We start from the raw sequence: 11,389 nt of genomic DNA on the forward strand, positions 1-11,389 counted from the left end.
GAGATCGGGTCGAGGAGAGGGAAGGGCGCAGATGCCTTGGAGCAACCAGAGCGGCGGCGGGTCGGGAGGCCCCTGGGGCCAGCGCGGCGGCGGGTCCGGCGGACCCTGGGGCGGCGGCGGAGGCGGCGGCCCGACGGGCGGCGGGGGCGGTAACCAGCCCGACCTCGAGGAGATCCTGCGTCGCAGCCAGGATCGCCTGCGCAACATCGTTCCCGGCGGCGGCGGAGGTCTCGGCGGCAAGGGCATCGCGCTCATCCTCGTCGCGGTCGTCGCCGTGTGGCTCCTCACCGGCTTCTACACGGTTCGCCCCAACGAGGTCGGCCTCAACCTGATCTTCGGGCGCTTCGTCGGCCAGACCGCGCCGGGCCTGAACTACAACCTGCCCTATCCGATCGGCGAGGTCGTCAAGCCGAACGTGACGCAGGTGAACCGCACCGAGATCGGCTACCGCTCCGTCGGCCAGGGCCAGCAGCGCGACGTCCTCGAGGAATCGCTGATGCTGACCGGCGACGAGAACATCGTCGACATCGACTTCGACGTGCAGTGGCAGATCGACCCCGCCAACGCCGGCAACTACGTCTTCAACATCGCCGATCCCGAGGGCACGATCGACTCGATCGCGCAATCCTCCATGCGCGAGGTCATCGGGCGTCGCGACATCCAGGCGATCCTCACGACCGAGCAGGGCGAGATCACCACCGAGGTGCAGGAGCTCATGCAGCAATCGCTCGAGCAGTACGGCGCCGGCGTCCTCGTGCGCGTCGTCCAGCTCCAGGCGGCGGTGCCGCCCGCGCAGGTGCGCGAGGCCTTCTTCGACGTGAACGCCGCTCAGCAGGATCTCGTGCGCCTCCAGAACGAGGCCGAGACCTACGCGAGCCGCGTCGTTCCCGAGGCGCGAGGCGAGGCCGCGCGCGTCGTCCAGCAGGCCGAAGGCTATCGCGAGCAGGTCGTGAACCAGGCCGAGGGTCAGGCGGCGCGCTTCAACCAGATCTACGCCGAATACGCCAACGCTCCCCAGATCACCCGCGATCGTCTCTTCCTCGAGACCATGGAGCGCGTGTTCGGGCAGACGGACAAGGTGCTCATCGACCAGAACGGCCAGGGCGAGGGCGTCGTGCCCTACCTGCCCCTGCCGGAAGTGCAGCGCCGCCTCGACACTCAGGGAGCCACGCGATGAGAAACCCGATCGTCCGCCTCGGCGCGATCATCGTCCTGGTCGTCGCGATCGTGGTCGCCTGGGCCGCCTTGTTCACCGTCCGGGAGACCGAGCAGGCCGTGGTGCTGCGCTTCGGCGCCGTGCGCAACGTCATCACCGAGCCCGGCCTCTACGTGAAGGCACCGTTCATCGACGTGGTCCTGCCCGTCGAGAAGCGCGTGCTCGCCCTCGACATCCCGGCCCAGACGGTGCTCTCCGCCGACCGGCAGAACCTCGAGGTCGACGCCTTCTCGCGCTACCGCATCGTCGACCCGCTGCGCTTCTACCAGTCGGTGAACAACCTCACGAACGCCAATGCGCGGCTCCAGTCCTTCATCAACTCCGCGATGCGAAACGTGCTCGCCAACGCCTCGTTCCCGGAGATCATCCGTACGAACCGCGTCGAGCTCATGCAGCGCATCCAGCAGATCGTCGATCGGCAGGCGGAGCAGCTGGGCATCCAGGTGATCGACGTGCGCCTCACCCGCGTCGACCTGCCGACGGCGAACTCCGAGGCGGTGTTCCGCCGCATGCAGACGGAGCGCGAGCGCGAGGCCGCGGACCTGCGCGCCCAGGGCGCCCAGCGCGCCGCATCGATCCGCGCACGCGCCGATCGCGACGTGGTGGTGATCCTGGCGGAGGCCAACCGCACGGCCGAGGAGCTGCGCGGTGCCGGCGACGCCGAGCGCAACCGGGTGCTTGCGGGCTCCTACAGCGTCGACCCGGAATTCTTCGCCTTCTACCGCTCGATGCTCGCCTACGAGAACGCCCTGACACGCAACGAGAACGCCGATTCGCGCATCGTCATCTCGCCGGATTCGGAGTTCTTCCGGTTCTTCGCGGATCCGTCGGGCCGTCGTGGCGGGGGCGCCGACACGTCGCTGCCGCCGCCCGCGGGCGCGCAGCCCGCGCCCGGTCCGGTGAGCGCCGCGCCCGCCCCCCTCGCCCCCGCCCCGGCGGGCGAGGACGCGGCGGCGACCGGCACCGGCGCCCTGCCGCAGACGGACGTCGGCACCGCCGAGGACGCGGCTTCCGACGAGGCGGCCGACGCCACGGGCGAGACCGCCACCGTCCCCACGACGGCGGCGGCTCCGGCCCCGGCGCTGGCGCAGTGAGGGGGCGCGTGCAACGCGCCCCGCTCGGCTGACGCATGTCGGACTTCGTCGTCGCGCTGGGCCTCGTCCTCGCGGTCGAGGGCCTCCTCTTCGCCGCCTTCCCCGATTGGGTGAAGCGCGCCATGGTCTCGGCGGCGCAGACGCCGAGCGAGCGCATGCGCCTCGTGGGCATCGTCTCGGCGATCGCCGGAGTCGCCGTGGTCTGGCTGATCCGCGGCTGAAAGCGGGTGGTCGCCCGCGCTTGACCGGGCGCGCGCCCGGACCGATCCTCGCGCACACGACGCGCGAGGCGCTCTCGCCGAGATCGCGCCGCTTTCGCCGCGCAAGACGACGCGTCGGCGCATCGTAGGCGCCGCAAGCAAAAGAGGATTTCGATGCCAGAGGCCGTCTCCCAGCTCGCAGCCCGCGCCACGCGCAGGTTGCGCGTCCGCGGCGCGACGCTCGCGCTCGCCGCCGCGCTCGCGATGAGCCCGCTCGGCGCGCCGCTCGCCCAGACGGCGCCGGTGGCGCCTGCGCAGCAGATCACGCCGACGCCCTTCCCGGACGCGCCCGAGAGCTTCGCCGATCTGGTGGATCGCGTGATGCCCGCCGTCGTCAACATCCAGGCGGCGACGACGGCCGAGGTCGAGGAGCGCTTCATGCCGCAGCTCCCGCCCGGCACGCCCTTCGAGGACCTGTTCGAGGAATTCTTCAACCGCCGCGGCGAGGGCGCGCCGCGCATGCCGCGGCGCTCGAACTCGCTCGGCTCCGGCTTCATCATCGACCCGTCGGGGATCGTCGTGACGAACAATCACGTCATCGGCGACGCGGACGAGATCGAGGTCGTGTTCGCCGACGGCACCACCTACGACGCCGAGGTGATCGGCACCGACAGCGCCATCGACATCGCGGTCCTCAAGATCGAGAGCGACGTGCCGTTCCCGTCCGTGCCCTTCGGCGATTCGGAGGAGATGCGCATCGGCGACTGGGTGGTGGCCATCGGCAACCCGTTCGGCCTCGGCGGCTCCGTCTCCGCCGGCATCGTCTCGGCGCGGGCGCGCGACATCGCGAGCGGCCCCTACGACAATTACATCCAGACGGACGCGGCCATCAACCGCGGCAATTCCGGCGGGCCGCTCTTCAACATGCGCGGCGAGGTCGTCGGCATCAACACCGCCATCCTGTCGCCGACCGGCGGCTCGGTGGGCATCGGCTTCTCGATCCCGACCTCGACGGCGCTGCCCGTCATCGAGCAGCTGCAGGAATTCGGCGAGACGCGCCGCGGCTGGCTCGGCGTGCGCATCCAGAGCGTGGACGAGACCACGGCCGACGCGCTCGGTCTCGACGAGGCGCGCGGCGCCCTCGTCGCCGGTGTCGACCCGGACGGCCCCGCCAGCGCCGCCGGCATCGAGATGGGCGACGTCATCGTCAGCTTCGACGGCGTCGAGGTGGAGAGCTCGCGCGACCTGCCGCGGATCGTCGCCAACACGCCGGTCGGCAAGGAAGTCGCCGTCGAGGTGGTGCGCGACGGCGAGCCCGTGACGATCGACGTCACCATCGCCCGCCTGCAGGAGACCGCGGAGGCCGCCGACGTCACCGGTCCCACGGAGGAGGACGCGCCCGTCGCCGTGCGCGAGGCGCTCGGCATGGAGCTCTCCGAGATAACCGAGGAGCTGCGCGCCCGCTTCTCCATCGCCGACGACGTCGAGGGCGTCGTCGTGACGGAGGTCGACCCGCTCTCGGCCGCGTCGGAGCGGCGCATCCAGCCGGGCAACGTCATTCTCGAGGTCGGCCAGGAGCCGGTCGCCAGCCCGGCCGAGGTGGCGGAGCGGCTCCAGGAGCTGCGCGCCGAAGGTCGGCGGTCGGCGCTCCTCCTCGTCTCCGACGCCGACGGCGAGGTCCGCTTCGTGGCGCTCGGCATGAACGACGAGAACGCGGACGATACGGGCAACGGCGGCGACCGGAACTGATCCGGCCGCCACGGCGCCACGCGAACCCGCACTCTTGACGTCGCGCAACGCGCGCGGCGTCGATCCGGACTAGGATCGCTCTGGACGATCAGATCCGGAGCGGTCGCGGCCCATGGCTTCCCCCGATAGCGCCAGCCTCGAGTCCGCCGCGCGTCGCAGCGAGCGCGCCGCCTCGCCGATCCGCGGCATCCTCGCCGGCCGGCGCGGTCGCGTGCGCCTCGCGCTCCTCGCCTTCGCCCTCGTCGGCCTCGGAGCCGGGCTTGTCGCACCGCTCGTCGGTGCGCCCGATGCCGTCGCCCGCGCGGCCTACTTCCTCGCGACCGTTCCCGTCCTCGCGGCGCTCCTCGTCGAGATCGTGACGAGCCTGCGGCGCGGCGACGTCGGGCTCGACATCGTGGCCGCGCTCGCCATGGGCGGCGCGCTCGCCCTCGGCGAGCCCCTCGCCGGCGCGGTCGTCGCCGTGATGTATGCCGGCGGGCAATTCCTCGAAGCCTATGCCGAGGGGAGGGCGGGGCGGCGGATGACGGCGCTTCTCGCCCGCGCCCCGCGCTCGGCCCTGCGTCACGAGGCGGGCGGCCTCGCCGAGGTGCCGCTCGAGGCTTTGCGCCCGGGCGATCGCCTCTTCGTGCGCAAGGGCGACGTCGTGCCGGTGGACGGGCGCGTGGCGCCGGACGCGGTGGCGCTCCTCGACACCTCCGCGCTCACCGGCGAGCCGCTGCCCGTGCGGCGCGAGGCCGGCGAGACGGTGCTCAGCGGCACGACCAATCTCGGTGAAGCCTTCGATCTCCTGGCTGAGCGCTCCGCGCGCGAGAGCACCTTCGCCGGCATCGTGCGTCTCGTCGAGGCGGCGCGGGCGGAGAAGGCGCCCATGGCGCGGCTCGCGGATCGCTGGGCGATGCTTTTTCTCGGCCTCACGCTGGCCATCGCCGGGGCCGCCTGGCTCGCGAGCGGGGACCCCGTTCGCGCGCTCGCCGTGCTCGTCGTGGCGACGCCGTGCCCGCTGATCCTCGCCGTCCCCGTCGCCATCGTGTCGGGCCTCTCGCGGGCGGCCGAGGTCGGCGTCCTGGTGAAGGGCGGCGGCGCGCTGGAGCGGCTCGCGGCGGCCCGCGTCCTCGTCCTCGACAAGACCGGCACGCTCACCGCGGGCATGCCGGTCCTGCGCCGTATTCATCTCGCCGACGCCTCCGGCAACGAGGACGCCGCCGCCGAGACGCTTCGCCTCGCCGCCTCGCTGGAGCAGGCGTCGAACCACGTGGCGGCGCGCGCCCTCGTCGCGGCGGCGCAGGCGCGCGGGCTCGCGCTCTCCACCCCGCGCGATGTCGTCGAGCATGCGGGCGACGGCCTTCAGGGCGTGGTCGACGGCCGTGCCGTGGCGGTCGCCGGGGCGCCGGCGCGTCCCGGCGATCCGCCGGGGGCGGTGCGGGTGCGCATCGCCCTCGACGGGGCGGACGCCGCCGAGCTCGTCCTCGCCGATCCCCTGCGCCCGGGCGTCGCGCGGCTCCTGCAGCGCCTGCGCGCGGAAGGCTTCGATCGGCTCGTCCTCGCCACCGGCGACCGTGCGGCCGTCGCCGCCGCCCTCGTCGCCGACCTGCCCATCGACGTCGTCGAGGCCGAATGCACGCCGGCACGCAAGGTGGCGATCGTCGGGCGCGAGCGCGCCTTCGGACCCGTCGTCATGCTGGGAGACGGCGTCAACGACGCGCCCGCCCTCGCCTCCGCCGACGTGGGCATCTCCATGGGCGCGCGCGGTGCGGCGGCCTCCGCGGAGGCGGCGGACGCGGTCGTCCTCGTCGACCGGCTCGAGCCCGTCGCCGACGCGCGCGCCATCGCCGTGCGGGCGCGCACGATCGCGCTGCAGAGCGTGGCGCTCGGCAGCGGCCTCTCGCTCGCCGGGATGATCGCGGCGGCCTTCGGCTACCTGACACCGGTGGAAGGCGCGCTCCTGCAGGAAGCCATCGACGTCGCGGCGATCCTCAATGCGCTGCGCGCCCTCGCGCCGCCGGCCGGCCTGCGCCGCGGTCGGGCCGAGCCCCTCGACGCGCCGGAGGCGCCGGGCCTATCCTCGGACGGGAGCCGGGCCGGCACGGCGGCGTGAGGAGCGGGGCACGAGCAGTGAGCGAGACCAGCGACGGGCAGGAGATCGCCGAGGGTGCGCTCGCGCTCGATCCGGCGCGGATCGAGGCGCATCTCGCCCGCGAGATCCCGGGATTCGGTCGGCTGACGCGGCTCGCGCCACTCGCGGGCGGGCAGTCGAACCCGACCTTCCTCGTGGAGGCGACGGGCGGGCGTTTCGTCCTGCGCCGCAAGCCGCCGGGCGTGCTCCTGAAGGGCGCGCACGCGGTGGATCGCGAGTTCCGCGTGATGTCCGCGCTCGCCGGCTCGCCCGTGCCGGTACCTGCGATGCGCTGCCTGTGCACGGACGAGACCGTCGCCGGCAATATGTTCTACGTCATGGACCACGTGGATGGCCGCATATTCCACGATCCGCGCCTGCCGGGCGTCGCGCGGGAGGAGCGCTCACGCGTCTACGACGCCATGAACGCGACGCTCGCGGCTCTGCACGGGCTCGACCCCGAGGCGCTCGGCCTCTCCGACTTCGGGCGCCCGAGCGGCTATTTCGCCCGACAGACCCGGCGTTGGATCGAGAATTACCGCGCCAGCGAGACCGAGCCGCGCCCGCTGCTGGAGGAGGTGATCGCCTGGCTCGAGGCGCAGCCCGCGCCAGACGACGCGAAGGCCACGCTCGTCCACGGCGATTTCCGGCTCGACAACATGATCTTCGCCCCGCACGAGCCGCGCGTGGTCGCGCTGATCGACTGGGAGCTGTCGACGCTCGGCCACCCGCTGGCGGATATCGCCTACCAGCTCTCGCAATGGCGGCTGCCGGCGGAGGGCGCGGCCTTCGCCGGGCTCGGCGGCGTCGATCGCCACACGGCAGGCCTGCCGAGCGACGAGGCCTATCTCGAAGCCTACATGCGCCGACGCGGCCTCGGCGCCCTGCCGCATTGGCGCTTCGCGGTGGTGTTCTCGCTCTTTCGCTTGGCGGCGATCCTGCAGGGCGTGCTCCGCCGCGCCCGCGACGGCAACGCTCCCAACCGCGAGCGCGGCATCGCCATGGGCGAGAGCATCCCGGTCCTGGAGCGGCTGGCTGCCCGAGAGATTTCCGAAGGGACCGCCCGCGGCTAGCCGCCGGCGCCCTCCTCAGCGCGGACGCGGCGGCGGCAGCGTGCGCTCCATGAAGTGCAGGCCGGGGAGGGTGATGCGCATGCCCTGCACGACGACGACCTTGTGCGGCGCGACCTCGCGCTCCTGTGCTCGCTCGCGCGCACGCTCCGGCCGCGAGGGATCGATGCGCAGCCGCGGCGATCGCGGCGTGCGCTGGCCGATCACCGGGCGCTCGCCTGCGATCGGGCGCTCACCGACGACAGGACGCTTCGCGGCCCCGCGGACCGGGCTCGTCATCTCGCTGTCAAGCATGCTCGCCATCCTCCGTACGATCGCGCGGCGTGCGCGCTGTTCCGGCATCCGGGGGAACGCTACTGCAAGGGTCAGGATAACGACCGAGATCGGCCCGAGCGGGTGCGCAGCGGCATTTTCTCCCGTTATGCTCGTTATCCACACCCTGGGGAAAAGTCGTATGGCGCAGCCGCGAAACCGCACAGCTTCCGCAGCATGCGGCGTCGGGACGATAGCGCCCCCTCGCGCGTTGCAGTACCGTTGGAGTGCGTTCGGGGATCTGGGGATGGCACGATGAGCACCGTACCGGCGCGGATGGCGGCGGCGAAGGCGGGTGAGCCGGAGGGCGGCCCCGGTCGGGTTCGCGTCTCGGCGGAGCGCGGACGCGTGCCCGCGAAGGCCCGCGCCGTCCCGCGGGTGCTGTTCGTCACGCCGGAGATGACGGGCTTCGTCAAGGCCGGCGGCCTCGGCGAGGTCTCGGCCGCCCTGCCGCGGGCCATGCGCGGCGCCATCGACGCGCGCGTGCTCATCCCCGGCTATCGCGAGATCCTCGCGGCCCATCCCGAGATCCGCGTCGTCGCGCGTCTGCCCGCCCATCGCGGCGTGCCGGCTTGCGCGCTGGGCGAGCTCGTCACGCCCGACGGGCTGATCGTCTACGTCGTCCTCTCGCCCGAGCTCTACGACCGCGAGGGCTCGCCCTACGGCGACGAGACCGGCACCGATTGGCGCGACAACGACGTGCGCTTCGCGCGCCTCGGCCTCGCCGCCGTGGAGATCGCGCGCGGCGCCGGCGCGCCGGGCTGGCGGCCGGACCTCATGCACCTGAACGATTGGCCCACGGGCCTCGCCGCGGCCTACGCCCAATGGGAGGGCGTGCGCGTCCCCTCGGTAATAACAATCCACAACCTCGCCTACCAGGGCCTGTTCTCGCCGGCGCGCATGGAGCGGCTCGGCGTGCCGAAGGAAGCCTTCGTCCTCGACGGCGTCGAGTTCCACGGCAAGCTCTCCTTCCTCAAGGCGGGCCTCTCCTACGCCGACCACGTCACCACCGTGTCCGCCACCTACGCGCGGGAGATCACGACGCCGGAGCTCGGCTGCGGCCTCGACGGGCTCCTGCGGCTGCGCGCCGAGCAGCGCCGGCTGACCGGCATCGTCAACGGCATCGACGCGAGCTGGGACCCGCAGAGCGACCCGCATCTCGAGCGGCCCTTCGCGCTCAACGCCTGGGAGGGCAAGGAGGCGAACGCCGCCGCCGTGCGCGCGGCCTTCGGCCTCTCGTCGGGCGGCGGGCCGCTCTTCGCGGTGATCGCCCGGCTCGTCCACCAGAAAGGCATCGATCTCGCCATCGACGCCGCCGAGACCATCGTCGCCGAGGGCGGGCAGATCGTGGTCACCGGGCGCGGGGAGGGGCGCTTCGAGAGCGAGCTGCGCGCGCTCGCGCGCCGCCATCCCGGCATGGTCGGCGTCGACATCGGCTTCGAGGAGGCGCAGGCGCGGCGCATGTATGCGGGCTCGGACTTCCTGCTGATGCCGTCGCGGTTCGAGCCCTGCGGCCTCTCGCAGATGTACGCCCAGGCCTTCGCGTCGCTTCCCATCGCGCACCGCACCGGCGGCCTCGCGGACACGATCGACGACGGCGTCACCGGCTTCCTGTTCGATCGCCCGAGCCTGCCCGCCTTCCTCGACGCCATCCGCCGCGCGCTCGACGCCTTCCGCGCCGGCTCGCGCCTCCACTCCATGCGCCGCGCGGCGATGACGAGGCCGATGGGCTGGGACGGGTCGGTGAGGGGGTACGAGGGGGTGTATCGGCGGGTGGGGGTGGGGTAGGCGCGGCCAGGTCGGCTCCGTATCGTTCGTCCATGTGCGATGGTCGTGGCGTGTTCGGGACACTCGCCCGGTGCGTATGTCGACACACGTGCATCGCTCCTTCGTGACTTGCCCCGCACGGCGTCCTCCCCCAACTTCCGCAACGACACTCCCTGCGTCTTCGGCTCGTCGCCGGCGGCGCGCCACACGCGCTCGAAGGATCCCCCCATGATCGACCTGTACTATTGGCCGACCCCGAACGGGCACAAGATCACCATGTTCCTCGAGGAGGTGGGGACGCCTTACGAGATCAAGCCGATCGACATCGGCAAGGGCCACCAGTTCGCGCCGGACTTCCTCAAGATCGCGCCCAACAACCGCATGCCGGCCATCGTCGATCACGAGCCCGCGGGCGGCGGGGCGCCGATCTCGGTGTTCGAATCGGGGGCGATCCTCGTCTATCTGGCGGAGAAGGAGGGGCGCTTCCTGCCGGCGGACCTGCGCGGGCGCACCGAGACGCTGCAATGGCTGTTCTGGCAGATGGGCGGCCTCGGCCCCATGGCCGGGCAGAACCACCATTTCGGCACCTACGCGCCCGAGAAGATCCCCTACGCCATCGATCGCTACGTGAAGGAGACGAACCGGCTCTACGGCGTCCTCGACGGTCGGCTGGCGGACCGCGCCTTCATGGCGGGCGAGGAGTACACCATCGCCGACATGGCGTCCTACCCCTGGATCGTGCCCCACGAGCGCCAGGGCCAGAACCTCGACGACTTCCCGAACCTGAAGCGCTGGTTCGAGGCCATCAAGGCGCGCCCGGCCACGGTGACGGCCTACGAGAAGGGCGAGGCGATCCGCCCATCGGGACAGAGCATGTCGGAGGAGGACAAGAAGGTCCTGTTCGGCCAGACTGCGGCCTCGCTGAAGCGCTGACGCGCGGGTATCGGGGGAGCGGGACGACCATGAGCGAGCGCGTGCTCTACGACCTGTGCGGGGCGGATCCGGACGTCCGGTTCAGCCCCTATTGCTGGCGGGCGAAGCTCGCGCTCGCGCACAAGGGCCTCTCCTACGAGGCGCGGCCCTGGCGCTTCACGGAGCGCGAGGCGCTCGCCTTCTCGGGGCAGGGGAGGGTGCCGGTCCTCGTCGACGGTGGGCGAACGGTGGCGGACAGCTTCGCCATCGCGCTCCACCTGGAAGAGGCCTATCCCGATGCGCCGAGCCTATTCCCCGGCGGGGTCGCGCTCGCGCGCTTCGTCGCGACGTGGGCCGACACGGTGCTGAATGCCGGCCTCGCGCGCATGGTCGTCGCCGACATCCTGGCTGCTCTCGGGCCGGAGGACGCGGCCTATTTCCGCGAGACCCGCGAGGCGCGCTTCGGCGGGCGGCTGGAGGAGATCCAGGCCGGCCGCGAGGAGCGCCTCGACGCCTTCCGCGCGAGCCTCGCGCCCCTGCGCACGGCGCTCGGGGAGGCGCCCTTCCTCGGCGGCGAGCGGCCGGCCTATGCCGACTATGCCGTCGCCGGCAGCTTCCAGTGGGCGCACGCGGTGAGCGCCTTCGATCCGCTTTCTCCCGACGACGTCGTGCACGGCTGGCGGGCGCGCATGCACGAGTTGTTCGACGGGCTGCTCGATCGGGCGCCGAGGGCGGTCGCAGCGTAATCCACAGATTCCACGTGGATGATTTTGCGAAACGATTCAAAAGAACCGCCACCGAAGCGCTGACCAAAGCCGGAAAAGGCGCACACGGCCTCGGTTGCGGGTTTGACAAGAGCGCCGACCGCTGGTCTTTTCGGCGCCGCGAGGGGGCACCCGGCCGACCTGTCGGCGTGCGACGAACCGCGTCACCCCTACGCCCCGATTCCGCCACCC

Annotated in this window: 10 protein-coding genes; 9 read left to right on the top strand and 1 reads right to left on the bottom strand. The window is 72.3% G+C overall.

Translation table 11 applies throughout. The features are described 5' to 3' along the window. The first annotated feature begins 31 nt into the window (after window positions 1–31). The 6 genes from hflK to IEX89_RS18495 all read left to right on the top strand — a co-directional run bounded on the left by hflK (window position 32) and on the right by IEX89_RS18495 (window position 7,445). The gene (hflK, locus tag IEX89_RS18470) at window positions 32–1,177 is read left to right on the top strand and encodes an FtsH protease activity modulator HflK (RefSeq protein ID WP_188914739.1); all 1,146 of its coding nucleotides are present in this window, start codon (window positions 32–34) and stop codon (window positions 1,175–1,177) included. After that, window positions 1,174–2,310 (top strand): protease modulator HflC, encoded by a 1,137-nt coding sequence (gene hflC, locus IEX89_RS18475; protein WP_188914740.1) that lies wholly within the window; start codon window positions 1,174–1,176, stop codon window positions 2,308–2,310. The genes hflK and hflC overlap by 4 nt, the downstream gene beginning before the upstream one ends. 35 nt (window positions 2,311–2,345) lie before the next feature. Further along, entirely contained in the window at window positions 2,346–2,531 is a 186-nt protein-coding gene (locus IEX89_RS18480) for a DUF2065 domain-containing protein (protein WP_188914741.1), read from the top strand. Window positions 2,532–2,684: 153 nt separating this feature from the next. Further along, window positions 2,685–4,259 carry a DegQ family serine endoprotease gene (locus IEX89_RS18485; protein WP_188914742.1) on the top strand — a complete coding sequence of 525 codons (1,575 nt, stop codon included), beginning with the start codon at window positions 2,685–2,687 and terminating at the stop codon, window positions 4,257–4,259. A 112-nt stretch (window positions 4,260–4,371) separates the two neighbouring features. Then, on the top strand, window positions 4,372–6,354 hold the full coding sequence (locus IEX89_RS18490) for a heavy metal translocating P-type ATPase (protein ID WP_188914743.1): 1,983 nt from the start codon (window positions 4,372–4,374) through the stop codon (window positions 6,352–6,354). Window positions 6,355–6,371: 17 nt separating this feature from the next. Continuing rightward, a complete protein-coding gene (locus tag IEX89_RS18495; protein ID WP_244645567.1) occupies window positions 6,372–7,445 on the top strand; it encodes a phosphotransferase family protein in 1,074 nt (357 codons plus the stop codon). Window positions 7,446–7,460: 15 nt separating this feature from the next. Here the strand turns inward: IEX89_RS18495 and IEX89_RS18500 are convergent, their stop codons facing one another. Continuing rightward, window positions 7,461–7,736, bottom strand: a complete 276-nt coding sequence (locus IEX89_RS18500) for a hypothetical protein (RefSeq protein WP_188914744.1) — start codon at window positions 7,734–7,736, stop codon at window positions 7,461–7,463. A gap of 273 nt (window positions 7,737–8,009) precedes the next feature. Between IEX89_RS18500 and glgA the strand changes: the two genes are divergently transcribed. The 3 genes from glgA (at window position 8,010) to IEX89_RS18515 (ending at window position 11,179) form a co-directional block, all read left to right on the top strand. Beyond that, a complete protein-coding gene (gene glgA / locus IEX89_RS18505) occupies window positions 8,010–9,542 on the top strand; it encodes a glycogen synthase GlgA (RefSeq protein ID WP_280513926.1) in 1,533 nt (510 codons plus the stop codon). A gap of 207 nt (window positions 9,543–9,749) precedes the next feature. After that, window positions 9,750–10,454 (top strand): glutathione binding-like protein, encoded by a 705-nt coding sequence (locus tag IEX89_RS18510; protein WP_188914745.1) that lies wholly within the window; start codon window positions 9,750–9,752, stop codon window positions 10,452–10,454. A gap of 29 nt (window positions 10,455–10,483) precedes the next feature. Next, window positions 10,484–11,179 (top strand): glutathione S-transferase family protein, encoded by a 696-nt coding sequence (locus tag IEX89_RS18515; RefSeq protein ID WP_188914746.1) that lies wholly within the window; start codon window positions 10,484–10,486, stop codon window positions 11,177–11,179. Window positions 11,180–11,389 lie beyond the last annotated feature (210 nt).

The sequence above is a fragment of the Salinarimonas ramus genome, from assembly GCF_014645695.1.
Classification (GTDB): domain Bacteria; phylum Pseudomonadota; class Alphaproteobacteria; order Rhizobiales; family Beijerinckiaceae; genus Salinarimonas; species Salinarimonas ramus.